The following is a 16,391-nucleotide window of genomic DNA, read 5'->3' as shown; positions in this document are numbered from 1 at the left end:
CCGCAACGCGGATACACGTCAGGGTGTCTCCGCCACCACAGGGTTGCGGAGCACTCCGATTCCTTCTATCTCCACTTCCACCACATCGCCTGGATGGAGGGGACCCACCCCCTGCGGGGTGCCGGTGGCGATGATGTCCCCTTCCTCCAGGGTCATATGTCGGGAAATGAAGGAGATGATCTCAGGAATCCTGAAGATCATGTCCCCCGTGGACCCGTCCTGGACCACCCTGCCGTTGAGACGACACCGAATCCGAAGGGCGTGTGGATCAGGGATCTCCCGGGCGGGCACGATCACGGGGCCGATGGGGCCGAAGGTGTCGAAGGACTTGCCGCGCCACCAGCCGGACTTGTCCCGCTTCTGGATGTTCCGCTGGCTCACGTCGTTGAAACACGTGTAGCCGAAGATCACCCCTGGGGCCTCCTCAGGGGAGATGTTCCTGCACTCCCTCCCGATGATCACCGCGAGCTCGGCCTCGTAGTCGGTGCGCTCAGGATCCTCTGGGGTAGCATAGCGGGCCGCCATCGCGGGGAGTACGATCGCATCCTCGGGCCCGATAAGCACATTGGGGGTCTTGTTGAAAAGGATGGGCTCCTCCGGCAGCTCCTGGGACCTCACTATCTCAGCGGTGATATTCTCTGCAATATGCTCCCTGTAGTTGAGTCCCAGGGCAATGATCTTGGAGGGACGAAGGGTGTAGGTCTCATCCGTCCCTGCAACGGGCAGCACGACCTTCCTCATGGGAAGCCCCCTTGTCACATGAAAAATCCCCCTCACGGGGGGATGGGCGATAGTGGATTTGAACCACTGACATCCTGCTTGTAAGGCAGGCGCTCTCCCACTGAGCTAATCGCCCATGGACGTATCGACGTCAAGGCCGATAGTAGTATGAACAAAACCATATGTCAACACGATCCGAAAACGGGCACCCGGTCTCCTGCCACACCTCTCCGTGCCCACCGATATGGAGAGGGGCGCCTCACGCCACCCTTGACTTTTTCTCCATCCTACTCTACAAGAACTACAATGATGTGGAGAAATGCATCCACCGGCATCATCATCCTCATCATCAGCTCGCCCTGAGGGCGGGTGGTGATGCCTCTGGGTGCACAGCCAGCCGTCCTCTCGGGTCGAGGGGACGGCTCATTTTTTTATGGAGGAGTGAACCATGGCCCATGAGCAAAAACCGTTCGTCGTGATCTACGACACCACCCTCCGGGACGGCATGCAGGGGATCGAGATAACCTACACTGTCGAGGACAAGATCCAGATCGCCCACAAACTCGACGAACTGGGGGTCGATTACGTGGAAGGGGGATTCCCCCTCTCCAACGAGAAGGAGGCGGAGTTCTTCAGGAGGGCACGAGATGAACACTTCGATCACGCAAAGATCGTGGCCTTCGGGTCCACCAGAAAGCCGGGCCGGAAGGCGGAAGGAGACCCTCACATCGAGGCCCTCCTGGAGGCGGAGACCGAAGCCGTCATCGTGGTGGGTAAGGCGTGGACGGAACACGTGACCAAGGTGCTCAAGACATCCCTCGAGGAGAACCTCGAGATGATCTACGACTCCATCTCCTACCTGCGCTCCAAAGGGAGGATCGTGTTCTTCGACCTCGAACACTTCTTCGACGGGTACAAGGCCGACCCCGACTACGCCCTCGAGGTCCTCAGAGCAGGGACCGAGGCCGGGGCCGAGTGTCTCGTGGTCTGCGACACCAACGGCGGCACCCTCCCCCACGAGGTCGCGCAGATCATGGGGGCTCTCCCCCAGAAGGAACTCGCCCCGCTCGGGGTCCACTTCCACAACGATACGGGGAACGCCGTGGCCAATTCCCTCATGGGCATTCTCTCAGGGGCCATCCACGTACAGGGAACCATAAACGGCTGGGGTGAACGGTGCGGCAATGCCAATCTCTGCAGCATCATGCCCACCTTGTACTACAAGATGGGGTATCCCATCACTGCAGGGCCGCACCTCACCAAGCTCACCGCGGTCTCGAGGTTCGTAGCGGAGAAGGCGAACATCATCCCCGACAAGAGGCAGCCCTATGTGGGAGAAGCGGCCTTCAGCCACAAGGCCGGCCAGCACGTGGATGTCCTCCTCAAGGCCGAGCACCTCATGGAGCACATGGACGCCTCGCTCGTGGGGAACGAACGACGCATCCTCATCTCGGAGCTCGCGGGCAAATCCACCATCCTCAAGAAACTCTCCCGTTACGGTTCCTTCACGAAGGACTCCCCCGAGGTGGAACAGCTCACCCGACTCCTCAAGGAAAAAGAGGCCGAAGGCTACGAGTACGAGGCGGCGGAGGCCTCTTTCGAGATCCTCATACTGAAGACACTGGGGCTCTACAAGCCGCTCTTCGAGTTCGACAACTATCACCTCGAATCATTCAAGGCCGGCTCCGCCGACTCCAAGACCGTGGGAAAGCTCTTCCTCTGTGCCGAGGACAACGAAGTGATGGGGGCTGCGGTGAAGGTGGGACCGGTGGAGGCCCTGGACGCCGCACTCAGGGACGCCCTCCTTCCCTACTACCCCTTCATCGAGGAGATTTCCCTCACCGACTACCGCGTACGCGTCCTCAACCCGGAGAGGGCCACCGGTGCCAGGGTACGGGTCTTCATCTCCTCCCGTAACCACAACGGCCATACCTGGGACACGGTGGGCGTCCATGAGAACATCATCGAGGCCTCGTGGCAGGCCCTGGTGGACAGCTACGACTACTACTACAACATCTTCGTCCTCAGTCAAAGGAATACGCAATGAAGAGACCCAAAGTCATCTACATCACCGGATTCAGACAGCACGCGGGCAAGACGATCACCGCGCTCGGGCTCATCGGTCTCCTCCAGAAGAAATACCCCCCCGAAGAGCTCGGCTACATGAAGCCGGTGGGACAGGAGCTCGTCCCCCTGGAGGACGGGACGATGATCGACAAGGACGCCCGTATCCTCCAGGAATTCAGCGGGATCCCTGACCTCGATCCGCGCGTGGTCTCCCCGGTCAGACTCGGAAGCGGGTTCACCAAGGAATTTCTCGATTCTCCCAACAGGAAGGCAGAAGAGGAAAAACTCACCAGGAAGGTCCTGGACTCCATGGAAGCCCTCTCCCACAAGAAGATCATCGTGGCGGAGGGAACCGGTCATCCCGGCGTGGGGGGCATCGTCGGCCTGTCCAACGCCCGCGTGGCTGAGATCCTGGGCGCGGAGGTCGTCTTCCTCTCGGGGGGAGGCATCGGGAAGGCTCTCGACATGCTCGAAGTCGACCTCCACTACTTCATGTGTCAGGGCGTCAATGTGAGGGGAGTGATCTTCAACAAGCTCATCCCCTCGAAGATCGATCAAGTGCGCCACTACATCACGGAGGAACTCCTCCAGGAGCGGTTCCCCTTCTTCACCCCGCCCATCCGGATCCTCGGATTCCTCCCCATGGTGGAAGACCTCTCCAGACCCACCATGCACCTTCTCAGCACCATCTTCCCCGGTACCCTCGCCATAGGCGACGTGAACCGGGAGGAGTGCACAGGCCGTGCGGGAAGATCATCATCATCACCCAGGACAAGGACCACCTCCACCCGGACCACTACCTCTCGGACCGGGCGCTCTATCTCATCGGCGCAGGTTCCCCGGACAGGGTGGCCCTCATCGTGGAGGCACACCGAAAGGCTGGAAAACCGATCGGAGGATTCATCCTCACCTGCGGGGACACCACACCTCTCGAGGACAGGACCGTCCTCACCCTGGAGCAGGAACACATCCCCGCCATCTACGTGCCGTTAGACACCGCCACCGTGCGGGAGAAGATAGAGGACGTGTACGAGAACCCGAAGCTCCAGATCCAGGACATCGGAAAGGTGACGAAGATCCAGGAGCTCTTCGAAGAATACTTCTTCTGGGACCTCTTTTGCGAGACAATGGACATATAGTCCTCTCCGCGATATACTTTGTCTCAAAAATCGTATGGGAAAGGGGGACCGATGCTCAATGTACTGATCAAGGGAGGGCCTGTCCTGTGGGCCATCATCCTTCTCGCCTTCATCGGCACCGCCATCGTGATAGAACGGATCCTCTACTTCAGGAAGATCCGGGTAGACGAGGAAAAGCTCTTCCTCAGGATAAAATCCTCCCTGGAAAAGGGACACTTCGATGAGGCGCTCTACATCTGTGACACCAACTATTCCCCCCTCAGCGTACTCATCAAGGTGGGGATCGAGCACAGGGACCATCCCGAGCACATCCAACGGGAGGTGATCAAGGACGCGGCGAACCAGGAGGTTCCGCGCCTCGAGAAGAACCTGTCGGGCCTCGGGACCATCGCCCACATCGCACCGCTCCTCGGCCTTCTGGGTACGGTGACCGGTACCATGAAGACCTTCGGCGTGCTCGGTCAGTTCGGCGCCGTCACCGACCCGGGCATACTGGCGACGGGTATCTCGGAGGCCCTCATCACCACGGTGGCAGGTATCCTGGTGGCAGTCCCCGCGGTCATCTTCTACAACTACCTGGTGACCAAGGTCAATCTCCTGCTCATCAAGATGGAAAACCAGGTCAACTCCCTCATCCTCATGATCAACGCGAGCAAGAAGCGGCAGGGGGCGTCATGAGACTGGAACGTCGGCTCAGCCCGCAGGTGAACGTAGATCTCACTCCACTCATCGACGTAGTCTTCCAGCTCGTCATCTTCTTCATGGTCTCCAGTGTCTTCAAGACCACTCCCGGGATCTCCCTCGAACTCCCCACTGCCGGGACGGCCGAACCACTCACCGTGCAGGAGCTCGTGATCACCGCCATCGCGGAGGACGAGATCTACGTGAACGAGGTGAGGACCACCCTTGAAGGCGTGGAGAAGCTCCTCGCATCCTGGAAGGACGAACATCAGGATGCCGAGATCCAGGTGATCCTGGAAGCCGACAAGGAGGCCCAGTACCAGCTCGTGATATCGCTCCTCGACGGTCTCCGGCGGCAGGGGTTTCAGGACGTGGGTCTCCGTACCAGGATGAAACGATAAGGCGATGAGGACCGATCTCAGACTCCGCGAAGACAGGAAGAGAGCCGCGCTTTCCCTCGCACTCACGGTGGCGATCTATCTCATGGTCCTGCTTGGATTTTGGATAACCGGACTCCTGAGGCTCGAGGAACTCTCCGACGTGGCGGGACCTGTGAAGGTACACCTCACCACGAGGGGGCAGCAAGAGAGCCCCGCATCCCCCCCCCGCCCCCTCGAGACACCTCCACCACCATCCCCCGCCCCCACACCACTCCCCACCCAACCGCCAGCAGCGACCCCCACCTCCGCCCCCACCACACCTCCCGTTCCTCCCACCACCCGACCCGCCGCTACCACGACTCCGAGCACCCCCCCGTCTCCCACGCCGGCGGTGATCACCGGGAGGGAAGAGGGGAACACCTATACACTCGGCTTCTCCGAAGCAGCGGGGAAAGTGGGGAGGAGCATCTACGTGCCGATCTATCTCTACATGCCGCTCCCCTCACAACTCCCCCGTTTCGTGGGTGAGAACATGGTGAAGGACCTTCGCTCGAAAGCCCTCTTTCTGCGCTACTACCAAGAGGCCGGGGGGGCATTCTCTCTCGTGGAGCAACCTCCTCTCGATGACCGCCCTGACCTATGGGATGCACTCAAGGGGGCTGGTTACGATATCGGTCAAGCCGAATACAGACACAGACCAGGTCTTCGCCCCGTGACCATCCAATTCTCGGTGGATTCCCATACCAGGGGGAGCACCCTCCTCGCAGTGACCCTCGTGAGTTCCTCGGGGTACTCCGACATCGATGAAGCGGTGCTCTACGGTTTTTCCCGTGCCACCTTCTTCAACAACACCGAAAGGCCCATCAAAGGGTCGTTCACCTACCGCTTCTAGCGATCCTTGAGGAACACGGTCTTCTCGAGGGATATGATGAGATCCACCTCTCCCACCGTGAGTCCGAGCTCACGGGCGATACGCTCAGGGGGATGACCATTCCTGTAGAGGGAGAGGACCGTCTCCGAAAGAGGAGAGAGCCCCTTCTGGCCCTGAATCTCCCGCACGGGGTTCGGCTCACGAGGGGAAGGGATATCTCCCTGTACCACGGGTTCCTCCGGGGTATCGGGCGAGCGTGTGGTACCGGGTGCGCCCACCTCCCCCGAGGATCTCTCTGTCTCTGGAGGAGTGGTCCTGTCCGCAGGTTCCCCCGCCTCCCCGCTTTCAGGCACGGCGCGGGGCGCGAGATCCTCTGACCGCCGAAGCAGATCCTGAAGGACCTGGATACGCTTGTCGGCACGGTCCACGAGCTTCCTGAGGCCCGAGACCCTGTGCTCGAGGATCGAGACATTCCTGTCGGTCGTCTCGTTACAGCTTGCCAGGATCTCCTCGAGCTCCCGTCGCACCCTGTTCATGAACTCGAGCGTCTCCACTTTCTGTTCGATCTTCCGGTTTATGAGGAAGACCGACCACAGGGTCCCGCCGATGAGTCCGCCAAGAAACCACAACCACTCCATATGTCACCTTACCCCAGGAGATCCACGTGGCGTCCGATGTCGGGGTCTTCCACGACTTCGGGTGAGGAAGAGGTCGCTCTACGGGACGCTTCCCGCTCCTCCTTCGACCGCCCCTTGCCCTGCCCCTGTTCGCGGCCTTTCTCCTCCTTCACTTTCTCCACCCCTTCCCCCACTTGGCGCGTCTCATTCACCGATCGGCTCTCCTGCTGCGCCCGTTTCACCAGCTCCTCACCCTGCACGGTCTGATGATGCACCGGTATCTCACGCACACCCCCCTGCTCCCGTCCAACCTCGTGGAGCCTCGTGAACATCGTCTGCAGGTCGATGGGATGGAGGGCCATACCCTACCTCTCGAGGAGATCCAGTTTGTCGAGATCCTCCGGTTCCTCGTACTTCGTCACCTTCACCATATTGGCCTCCGAGATGAACGTGACCGCCTTGAACTCGTTCTTCACCTGGAGCACCGCATCCCTGATGACGATCTTGACACCCGGAAACACGGTCCCCGAAGCCGAGATCCTCCCCTTGGTCTTGAGCTGAGACAGATAGGCGCGGGTATCCTCTATCTCCTTCTGCAGGTTCTCCACCTTGAGGGAGAGCTCCCTCCGACGGAGGAGGAGCTCCTTGTACACCTTGAGTCTCTCCTCGGAAAGCTTCTGGGTCTTACGCTGGTTCTCGAGCGTTCCGAGGTTCAGCATGATCTCCTTGAGCTCATCCTGCAGTTTCTCGAGTTCCTGGGAGAGATGCTCCTCCTTTTCCTTCGCCCTGGGATCGTATCCCACCTCGAGGATCGTCTCTATGCCGCCCACCGAGCCGAGGTTCTTCGCCACGATCTCTTCCGTGGCGATGAGCTTTCCTCCTACTATACTCGCCCGACGACCATGGCAGATGATCTTCTTGTTCGCCGAGACCGTACAGTTTATGATCCCATCCGAGACGAGCACGAATTCTCCCGCCTCCACCCGCGCGTTCTCGATGAAACGGGAGACCACGTTCTTCCCGGCCCTGATGAGAGCGGCCGACTTTCCGGCGATCCCCTGGTGGACCACGATATCACCCTCTGCATCCAGCTCGCACTTTCCCACGCTTCCTTTCACCTCGATATTGCCGCTCGCCTTCACCGAGAATCCGTCCTCGACATTCCCCTTCACGATCACCGTACCGAGGAAGAGGATGTTCCCGGTCTTCAGGCTCACATCCCCTTCCACGGTGTACACCGGTTCCACGGAGATCTTTCCGCCCGTGATCATCACCTGGCCGTTGATCTCGGCCACCGCCACCATCCCATCCTCGGAGAGTTTCACATTCTTGCCCACGGGGATGGGCAGATCCTTCCCATCGCGTGCGGGGAGGAGCGTACCCGTGACCGTCTTGCCGGGCACGCCCTTCCCGGGAGGAATCTTCTTCGCGAGCACCTGACCCGCCACTACGTTCTGGACGAGGTTGAGGTCCTTGTAGTCGACCCGTCCGTCGCGCTCCTTGAGACGGATCCGAGAGGGGTTGGTCTCGAAGTTGTACACGATCTTTGCATCCTCGCCATGCCGCGGCGGCGTCCCTTCCGCGATCAGTATCTCCTGTCCATAGCGCGGATTCCTCTCGAACTCCTCTATCACATCCTCCTTGAGGCCGTATTCCACTCCGTTCATCTTGAGGAAATCCCGGATCATCTCCGCGGTGGGATCGGTACCGCCCTCCCGAGGGGGCTGAGCGAGGAGATAGGCCCGCATCTCCCCATCGGTTATGTTCACACTGAGAACCGCATCGTGTGCGGGATTGTAGCTGTAAGGAGCGATCCTCACGAACTGCCCGTCGGCCTTCCGTACCACCTTGCTCACGAGGTTCACGTCCACGGAGGCGTCCGTCCTCCGGGCGATCGCCTCGAGCGCCGCCCGTTCCGTGACCGGTTTTCCCTTCCCCTCGGGAGGGATCACACAGAGATACACACCGTCGGGGGAGAGTCTCACGAAGGCCTGTCCATCCCGATCCTTGGGAAGCGGTGCCATCTCTTCGATGCCCAGTCCGGCTTCCTCTTCACGCACCTCTTCCTTCACCTTCTGTACCGCCAGGGAGGCCACGACGAGCCATGACTTCTTCCCCATACCCAGGAAACCGGACGATCCTTTCTCTATGACCTCATATTCCAGATCCTTTATCCTGCAACCGAGTTCTATCGCCGCCTCCTGGAGTGCCTCCTCCAGTGTCTGGCCCGTGACCTGGACGAGTTTCCTCCTCTTGTCCTCTTCCAGTTGTGTCTTCATGTAATCACGGAGTTGATCAAGGGAAATCACCGGTCCCCCTAGAAGATACCTTTACGTATGTTCCTCAGCTTCACCCTGAGCCGGCTGATCGCCTTGGTATGGAGCTGAGACACTCTGGACTCCGTCACATTAAGGATAGCCCCGATTTCCTTCAAAGTCAAATCTTCGTAGTAATAGAGCACGAGGACCTTCTTTTCCTTTTCAGGAAGCTCTTTTATGGCTTCCGCCACCACCCGCTTTATCTCCTCCCGCTCCACGCGGGCGGCCGGATCATAGGCCTGGGGGGCTTCGAGCATATCCGCAATGGCCACCCGATCGTTCTCGTCTCCTGTGTACCAGAGTTCCTGCAGGGAGAGGATGGAAGTGGAACTGATCTTCTGGAGTGTCTTCTGGAGCTCACGCGAGCTCATATTCATCTCCCGGGCGAGTTCCTCGTCGGTGGCGGCCCTCCCCAGGGAACTCTCGAGCCTGTGGAGGGCGTCCTCTATCTCCCTGCTCTTCTGCCGTACCGAACGAGGGACCCAGTCCATTGCACGGAGTTCGTCGTAGATGGCGCCTCTTATCCTGGTGACCGCATAGGTCTTGAACTTCACATGTTTTTCGGGGTCGAATTTCTCGATCGCATCGAGGAGTCCGAACGTCCCGAAGCCGATCAGATCGTCGAACTCCACGCTGCTGGGGAGCCCCACCGCGATCTTTCCCGCAACGTATTTCACGAGTGGGGCGTACTGCTTGATGAAGTACTCACGGATCTGGGGATCCCTTGTCTTCTGATATTCCTTCCAGAGCTCGTCTTCTGTCCTCTGCGCCAGGCTGCGTTCATCCATGAACCGTTACCCTTTCTCATCTTTTTTCAATAGGGTGCGTATCGCCTGAGCGATGACCTGTGGATCCTGATCCCCCATGCCTCCTCCGCCCCCCGAGATCGACTGAGAAGACTCGAATGACAGCGGATCCGTACCATCCTCCTCCGGGCCCTCCTCCTCGGCGGACACTTCTTCGAAGAAATCCTCTTCCAGATCATCGATCTCAGGGAACTCGTCGAGTCCCGCATCCTCCCGATCCGGACCGAGGGGAGAGGAGTCCGGCATCCCTTCCCCGTCCCCCTGACTTTCCCTCTCTCCACCCCCCTCCCCGAAGGATCGGACCGATTCTTCCAGATCATCCTCCCTTCCGATCCCCATCTGTTCCCCGGGAACCGTCCGTGGGGACGGGGAGGCCTCGTCCTCGAGCACGATATCGACCACGTGGTCCTGTTCCTCCTCCGATTTCTCAGGGAGCGACGAAGGGGCGGACTCTTCCTCCTGAACCAGCTCCGGGAGAAACCGCCGCACCACCTCCCAGACGACGTACAGCACCCCGCCGAAAAGGACTCCACTTCCCAGCGCCCGGAGCATCGCCACCCCGAGAGGATTACCGGAGAAGAGTCCTATGAGGAGGGACAAGGCCGCCACGCTCCCTCCTCCCGCCAGGGCATACGTTATCTTCATATAAATCCAACCGTTACCAGGTTAGACGAAAACGGTGCCTCCGTCAAGCAAAGCCCCCTCACCCCCTGCCGAGGAGATTTCGCAAAAAGCCTCCGAGTCCTTTCCCCTCACGGTATTCCACCTTCTCCAGTCTGCTCACGAGGTGTTTGACACATATGGAGGCCTTCCCCCTGGGATCGAGGACGATGAAGGGGCGCTGTTTCAGTACCGCATCCTGTACCGAACCGTCTTCGTACACGAATCCGAGATAGTCGATCTTCACGTTGAGGAACTGTCCCGCGATGGTGGTGACCCGCTCCGCCACCCGTCGTCCCTCTGCCACACTCTTCACCCGATTCACCACGAGCTTCAGTCCCATGTTGATGTTCTCTATCTCGGTCGCGATGATCTTGATGATCCCGTAGGCGTCGGTGATGGCGGTGGGCTCGGGGGTGGTCACCACGACCACATCGTCGGCAGCCGCCACGAAGGATATCACGTTCTGGGTCACCCCCGCGCTGGTATCGATGATGATGACATCGGCGAAGGAGAGTCCCACCAGTTCTTCGATGAAATGCTCACGCTCGTCGTCCGAGAGGTTCGCGATCTTCGCGAATCCCGATGCCCCTGCGATGATCTTGATACCGTACGGCGTATCGACGATGATCTCCTCCAGGGTCTTCTGCCGCCTTATGAGGTGATAGAGGTTGTACTTGGGAATGATGCCGAGCACCACGTTCACGTTCGCCAGGCCCAGATCGGCATCCATGAGTACCACTTTCTTCCCCAGCTGGGCATAGGCGATGGCGAGATTGGTGGCGACGTTGGTCTTCCCCACCCCTCCCTTACCGCTGGTCACGGCGATGATCCGTGTACGACTCTGCGAGAGAGGGACCATCCGACCTCGCATCAACTCCCGTAGAGATTCGGCCTGGTCTGCCATGATCTACTCCATATCTTCCAGTATGAAGCCGCGTACTGCAGCCAGAAGTTTGGCCGGTGTCGCCGCCGCGATGTCGTGGGGAACCGCCTGTCCGTTGGTGATGAAGGATATGGGTTTTCCCTTCTCCTCCAGCACGCTGATGATGTTCCCCACCGTGGTGGTCTCATCGAGCTTGGTGAGCACCACCGACGTGTAGTTGAACGGCTCAAACTGCTGCAGGACGGTATATATATCGGCTGTTTTCGTGGTGGCACTCAAGGCCAAATGTGTCTGGGCACGGCTGCCGCAGGCCTCGAGCATGTCCTTCATGTCGGCGAGTTTCCGGTAATCACGGGGGCTCTTTCCTATGGTGTCCACGAAGATGATGTCCACATCCTGGAAGAGCCTCACCTGGCGTTCGAGTTCTTCGTAGCTTTCCACACAGGCGACGGGGATGCCCATGATGTTGGCATAGGTCTCTATCTGTTGGCGGGCGGCGATCCGATAGTTGTCGATGGTGATGATCCGCACGTCGTAGCGGATGTTGTCCTCGAGCCCCAAGCCGTACATGGCCGCCAGTTTCGCGATGGTGGTGGTCTTCCCCACCCCCGTGGGGCCCACCAGGATGAAGATCTCAGGTCTCCTGGTGAATTTGAGCGGGTAGATCCGTATCGATTCCCTTACCCACTGAACGACGAGTTTCTGGAGGAGGGCGAAATCCTCGATCTGCTGGAGGGTGAGTTCGTCCCTGATCCGTCGGATGGTCTTCTCGATGTAGCGATCGGTGAATTCCGCTTCCTCGAGCATGGCCCGAAGACGTCTGATGTGTTCATGTTCCTTCTCATCCTCTCGTACCGTCCCCCTCTGGATGTTCTCCTTGATCTGGGCGAGCTCCGAGAGCACCTTCTCGAGGATCTGGTCACGGGGAGACTGCTCAGACTTCGCGAGCTCCAGGATTCGCCTCCGCTCCTCGTCGAAGGAACGCCTCGGGGAGGAGGGGGTACGTACTCCCTCGGGGACCACGTAGCCGGTGATCTCCACCCCTTCCCGGGGGAAGAGTCCGAGGAAGCCCCCAAGGCGTACGGTGCGCTGAGAGAGGATTCTCACCCTGTCCCCGTACTTGGTCCTGATCTTCTGGAGCGCCTCCGCACGGGTGGGCGCCTGCTCGGTGAAAAATTCCATAGGAATATCCGCCTCCTCAATCGATCCTGATCTCACCCAGTGCCTCCACCCTCACCTCCGAAGGGATCTCCGGGACCGAGAGCACCACCAGATCGGGGACGTCCCGGAGGGTGCTCTGCTTCACCAGGGGCCTCGCGGCCTCCTGACAGAGGACGATGGGAAGGTATCCCTGCTCCTGGACCTGCCGCACTGCATTCATGACCGCATTGATCCACTTTCGATAGACCCCGGGTTCGAGGGCGGTCACCACCCCCCCTGCGGTCTCCACCCTCGCATCGATGATCATCTGTTCGAGCGCGGGATCCAGGGTGAGGACCCGCAACACACGGTGCTCGTCAGTATATTGTGCGCAGATCTGTCTGGCAATCGCCTGTCGGGCCTTCTCTATGAGGAAGGTGACATCCTTCGTCATGCGGGCGTAGTCGGCGATCGTCTCCAGGATGCTCACGAGGTTCCGGATGGAGACCTGCTCTCTGAGGAGGCCCTGGAGCACCTTCTGGATCTCACCGAGAGTGAGCACCTCCTGGACGTCGTCCACCACCGCGGGGTAGTCCTCCCTGAGGGCGTTGAGCATCGACTGGATCTCCTGGCGTCCGAGGAGCTCGGCCGCGTGCTGTTTGATGATCTCGGTGAGGTGCGTGGCGATGATGGAGGGAGGATCCACCACTGTGTAACCAGCCCGTTCTGCCCTGTCGCGGTCCTCTTCCTTTATCCACCTGGCCGGAAGTCCGAAGGCGGGATCCCGGGTCTCCTCTCCGGGAATCTCCTCGGTCACTCCCCCGGGATTGATACACAGGTAGGCCCCCATCTTGATCCTTCCCCGGCCTACTTCCACCCCTTTGATCTTCACGCAGTACTCGGAAGGTTCGAGCCGCATGTTGTCGACGATACGTATCCTCGGGATCACGATCCCCAGCTCGAGGGCCGTCTCCTTTCTGATACGGGTGATACGCTCCAGGAGCTCCGCTCCCTGCTCACGATCCACAAGGGGGATGAGGGCGTACCCGATCTCGAGGGCGATGGGGTCGAGGGGCACCACCGGGGATATCTCGGGCTGCTGAGGGACGGGACGGGCGGCCGCCGCCTCGGCAGCGGCCGCTTCGGCCTCCCTGACAGGGCGTTGTGCGAGCCTGAAACCCACGAAGGCGAGCAGGCCCGCCATGGGAACGAGCACGTACCAGGGGAAACCGGGCAGGAGCGAGAGGAAGAGGAGGAATCCCGCGGCCATCCAGTAGATCCTCCCCTCCTGGGAGAACTGGGAGGAGACATCCTGGCCGAAGGTCCCATCGGAGATGGCCCGGGTGACGATGAGGCCCGTGGCGGTTGAGACCAGGAGGGCCGGAAACTGGGAGACCAGGCCGTCACCTATCGTGAGCGAGATGTAGGTGCGGAGGGCCACGTCGAGCGGTTCCCCGTGAATGGCCATCCCCACGATCATCCCGCCGAGGACGTTGATGAAGGTGATGAGGAGCCCCACCTTCACGTTCCCTGACACGAACTTGGAGGCACCGTCCATGGCCCCGTAGAAGTCGGCCTCCCTCTGGAGCTCCGCCTTTTTGCGGGCCGCCTCCTCCTCCGTGATCGCACCCGAGTTGTACTCGGCCTCTATAGCCATTTGCTTCCCGGGGAGGGCGTCGAGGGTAAACCTAGCCGCCACCTCCGCTACCCTCGTGGCCCCCTTGGTGATGACGATGAACTGTACGGCGATGATGATGATGAAGATGATGAACCCCACCACGAGGCCTTCGGTCCCCGCGGATCCGACCACGAAGGTGCTGAACGCCCGGATGAGCCGCCCCTGGAACCCGCTCCCCTGGGTGAGTATGAGCCTGGTGGAAGAGACGTTGAGGGCCAGTCCGAACACGGTCAACACGAGGAGGAGAGTGGGAAACACCGAGAACTCAAGGGCCCGCCTCACGGAGAGGACGATGAGGATGGTGAGGAGGCTTATGACCAGGTTGAGGGCCATCAGGGTGTCGAGGAGGACGGCGGGCATGGGGATGACGAGCATCATCACCACCACGATGACACCAATGGCTACGAGCACATCGGATCGTTGGGTGATGAACACGTTTCTGAGCATCTGCTGGACATCGGCCATAGCAGCCTCCCTTTACATCACCTTCTCCCGCCGGCGGGCATCCACGGCGTACACCTTCGCGAGAATGGTCGCCACCACGGCGTAGTACTGTTCGGGGATGGTATCACCCACCTCCACCTCCTGGTAGAGGGCCCGCGCGAGGGGTCTGTTCTCGACCAGAGGGACTCCGTGTTCCCTCGCGATGGCCCGCATCCGGAGGGCGAGTTCGTCCGCTCCCTTGGCCACCACCGTGGGCGCCTCCATTCTCGCCCGCTCGTACTCGAGCGCCACGGCGTAGTGGGTGGGGTTGGTGATGACCACATCGGCCTCCGGCACCCGGCGGATCATGTTCCTGGTGAGGATCTCCCTCATCCTCTGTCGGAGACGGCTCTTCACGAGGGGATCCCCTTCGTACATCTTCCGTTCCTCCTTCAATTCCTCCCGGGACATCTTGAGGGACTCGAGGTGTTGCCGTCTCTGGAAGAGATAGTCCACGATCGAGATGGCGAGGAAGACCACCGTGGCCTCGAAGAGGATCCGGAACACGAGCGCACCCAGGAACCTGATCCCCTGGAGGAGCGGAACACGGAGGAGGTTCACGAGCCGTGGAAGCTCCATCCGGATATTGAGATAGGCGAGGAACCCTATCGCGGCCACCTTGAGGATCGTCTTACCCAGGTTGAAGAGGGCCTCCGTCGAGAAGAGCACCCTCTTGGCGAACCGGGAGAAGTTGGGAACGATGCGCTGGAGATCGGGGGTGATGGGTTTCACCGTGAAGAGGAATCCGACCTGGAGCACGTTTCCCGCCACTCCGGCACACAGGGCGACCACGAAGAAAGGAAGCGTGAGTTTGAGGAAAAACTGGAGAAACAGGACGAAGAACCTGCCCGTATGGGTGGGCTCCGGAGAAGAGATGCTCGAGAAGAAGGTTTGGAACATCGAGACCATGGTGGAGAACAGGTAGGAAGAGAGGAGGGCCAGTGTGATGAGGGTGAAGAGCATCACCAAGGTGGAGGGGAGCTCGGGTGTCTTGGCCACCTTCCCCTCTTCGCGTGCCTTGCGGATCTTGTGCTCGGTTGGTTCCTCGGTTCGCCCCTCGTCCTCCGCCGCGAACCATTGGAGGTGCACGTGTACGAAACGGGAGATGGAACCGGCATCCTCATGCCACATCGCCTCGAGGGCGGTCTTCTTCGTCATGAACCACCTCCCGGCGAGAAAAGTTCCACCAGGGCATAGAACATGTAGTCGAATATCCTGCTCATCATCTCCGCCACGAAAGGGAGGATCACCAGGAGCAGGACGAACCCCACCCCGATGGAGATGGGGAATCCCATGAGCAGGAGATTCATCTGGGGGGCGGCCTTTCCGAGCAGCCCCATACTCACGGAAACGAGGAGAAGCACCGAGATGAGCGGAAGGGCAAGGACGAATGCGTACTGGAAGATACCCGCAAGCCCGTGGAGGAAGACATCGAAAAAATCTTCCCTGTAGACGAGGATGTCCGCCGATCGGAAGGCCTTGATCGAATAGTAGACTCCCGAGAGGAAGAACTTGAGGAACCCGCCGGTCACGAGGAACACGAGCACCGCCACGTTGCTCATGACCTGGCCCATGAGGGGGAGCTCCTCTTGGGAGAGAGGGTCGTACACCGAGGCGGCGTTGAACCCCATCTGGAAACCGAAGAACTCACCCGCGATCTGGAAGAGCGAAAAGTAGAGGAGTACGAAAAAGCCGGTGATGAGTCCCACGAGCACCTCACCCAGCAGGAGGAACGCATATCCCAGCCCGGTCTCCGGAATGGTGTAGAGAGACGAGGCCCAGGGGAAGACCGCGGCACTCGTAAAAAAGGCGAGTCCCACCCGGGCAATACCGGGAATGCCCGAGGAGGAGAAAAGGGGACTGATCGCAAGAAGACTGAACACCCGTGCGAACACGAGGAGAAAGAGCTCGGCACGGACGACAAGATCAGTGAACACCCGTCACC

17 protein-coding genes and 1 tRNA gene are annotated in these 16,391 nt (G+C 60.0%); 6 read left to right on the top strand and 12 right to left on the bottom strand.

Annotation, left to right across the window (positions count from 1 at the left end):
- Nucleotides 1-18 precede the first annotated feature (18 nt).
- Together STHERM_RS04655 and STHERM_RS04650 are read right to left on the bottom strand one after the other, a co-directional pair.
- Nucleotides 19-741, bottom strand: coding sequence for a fumarylacetoacetate hydrolase family protein (locus STHERM_RS04655; protein WP_013313731.1), 723 nt, complete (start codon nt 739-741; stop codon nt 19-21).
- A gap of 43 nt (nt 742-784) precedes the next feature.
- A tRNA-Val gene (locus STHERM_RS04650) sits at nt 785-856 on the bottom strand.
- 312 nt (nt 857-1,168) lie between these two features.
- Between STHERM_RS04650 and cimA the strand changes: the two genes are divergently transcribed.
- The 6 genes from cimA to STHERM_RS04625 are packed head-to-tail and all read left to right on the top strand — an operon-like array spanning nt 1,169 to nt 5,879.
- Nucleotides 1,169-2,767 carry a citramalate synthase gene (gene cimA / locus STHERM_RS04645; RefSeq protein WP_013313730.1) on the top strand — a complete coding sequence of 533 codons (1,599 nt, stop codon included), beginning with the start codon at nt 1,169-1,171 and terminating at the stop codon, nt 2,765-2,767.
- A complete protein-coding gene (locus STHERM_RS04640; protein ID WP_013313729.1) occupies nt 2,764-3,780 on the top strand; it encodes an AAA family ATPase in 1,017 nt (338 codons plus the stop codon). The genes cimA and STHERM_RS04640 overlap by 4 nt, the downstream gene beginning before the upstream one ends.
- Nucleotides 3,781-3,791: 11 nt before the next feature.
- Complete coding sequence (locus STHERM_RS12530) at nt 3,792-3,926, top strand: hypothetical protein (protein WP_257719906.1); 135 nt, start codon at nt 3,792-3,794, stop codon at nt 3,924-3,926.
- 51 nt (nt 3,927-3,977) lie between these two features.
- Nucleotides 3,978-4,604, top strand: coding sequence for a MotA/TolQ/ExbB proton channel family protein (locus STHERM_RS04635; protein ID WP_013313728.1), 627 nt, complete (start codon nt 3,978-3,980; stop codon nt 4,602-4,604).
- Nucleotides 4,601-5,008, top strand: a complete 408-nt coding sequence (locus tag STHERM_RS04630) for an ExbD/TolR family protein (protein WP_013313727.1) — start codon at nt 4,601-4,603, stop codon at nt 5,006-5,008. Before STHERM_RS04635 ends, STHERM_RS04630 begins: the two co-directional genes overlap by 4 nt.
- Before the next feature lie 4 nt (nt 5,009-5,012).
- On the top strand, nt 5,013-5,879 hold the full coding sequence (locus tag STHERM_RS04625) for a hypothetical protein (protein WP_013313726.1): 867 nt from the start codon (nt 5,013-5,015) through the stop codon (nt 5,877-5,879).
- Here STHERM_RS04625 and STHERM_RS04620 read toward each other — a convergent pair.
- Genes STHERM_RS04620 through fliR form a run of 10 tightly spaced genes read right to left on the bottom strand, consistent with a single transcriptional unit; the run spans nt 5,876 to nt 16,383 of the window.
- A complete protein-coding gene (locus STHERM_RS04620; protein WP_013313725.1) occupies nt 5,876-6,496 on the bottom strand; it encodes a hypothetical protein in 621 nt (206 codons plus the stop codon). The genes STHERM_RS04625 and STHERM_RS04620 overlap by 4 nt on opposite strands.
- Before the next feature lie 8 nt (nt 6,497-6,504).
- The gene (locus STHERM_RS04615) at nt 6,505-6,837 is read right to left on the bottom strand and encodes a hypothetical protein (RefSeq protein ID WP_013313724.1); all 333 of its coding nucleotides are present in this window, start codon (nt 6,835-6,837) and stop codon (nt 6,505-6,507) included.
- Between the two features lie 3 nt (nt 6,838-6,840).
- Nucleotides 6,841-8,754, bottom strand: a complete 1,914-nt coding sequence (locus STHERM_RS04610) for a FapA family protein (protein ID WP_420480338.1) — start codon at nt 8,752-8,754, stop codon at nt 6,841-6,843.
- A 38-nt stretch (nt 8,755-8,792) separates the two neighbouring features.
- Nucleotides 8,793-9,581 (bottom strand): RNA polymerase sigma factor WhiG, encoded by a 789-nt coding sequence (gene whiG, locus STHERM_RS04605; RefSeq protein WP_013313722.1) that lies wholly within the window; start codon nt 9,579-9,581, stop codon nt 8,793-8,795.
- Between the two features lie 6 nt (nt 9,582-9,587).
- Nucleotides 9,588-10,244 (bottom strand): hypothetical protein, encoded by a 657-nt coding sequence (locus STHERM_RS04600; protein WP_013313721.1) that lies wholly within the window; start codon nt 10,242-10,244, stop codon nt 9,588-9,590.
- Nucleotides 10,245-10,302: 58 nt separating this feature from the next.
- Nucleotides 10,303-11,166, bottom strand: a complete 864-nt coding sequence (locus tag STHERM_RS04595; RefSeq protein WP_013313720.1) for a MinD/ParA family protein — start codon at nt 11,164-11,166, stop codon at nt 10,303-10,305.
- Nucleotides 11,167-11,169: 3 nt separating this feature from the next.
- Complete coding sequence (gene flhF / locus STHERM_RS04590) at nt 11,170-12,327, bottom strand: flagellar biosynthesis protein FlhF (RefSeq protein ID WP_013313719.1); 1,158 nt, start codon at nt 12,325-12,327, stop codon at nt 11,170-11,172.
- A gap of 16 nt (nt 12,328-12,343) precedes the next feature.
- Nucleotides 12,344-14,428 (bottom strand): flagellar biosynthesis protein FlhA, encoded by a 2,085-nt coding sequence (gene flhA, locus STHERM_RS04585; RefSeq protein ID WP_013313718.1) that lies wholly within the window; start codon nt 14,426-14,428, stop codon nt 12,344-12,346.
- A gap of 12 nt (nt 14,429-14,440) precedes the next feature.
- Nucleotides 14,441-15,604, bottom strand: coding sequence for a flagellar biosynthesis protein FlhB (flhB, locus tag STHERM_RS04580; protein WP_013313717.1), 1,164 nt, complete (start codon nt 15,602-15,604; stop codon nt 14,441-14,443).
- Complete coding sequence (gene fliR / locus STHERM_RS04575; protein ID WP_013313716.1) at nt 15,601-16,383, bottom strand: flagellar biosynthetic protein FliR; 783 nt, start codon at nt 16,381-16,383, stop codon at nt 15,601-15,603. Before fliR ends, flhB begins: the two co-directional genes overlap by 4 nt.
- Nucleotides 16,384-16,391: the final 8 nt, after the last annotated feature.

Source organism: Spirochaeta thermophila DSM 6192 (assembly GCF_000147075.1).
GTDB classification, from domain to species: Bacteria; Spirochaetota; Spirochaetia; order Winmispirales; family Winmispiraceae; genus Winmispira; species Winmispira thermophila_A.
This window is presented reverse-complemented; position numbering and strand designations above follow the sequence as displayed.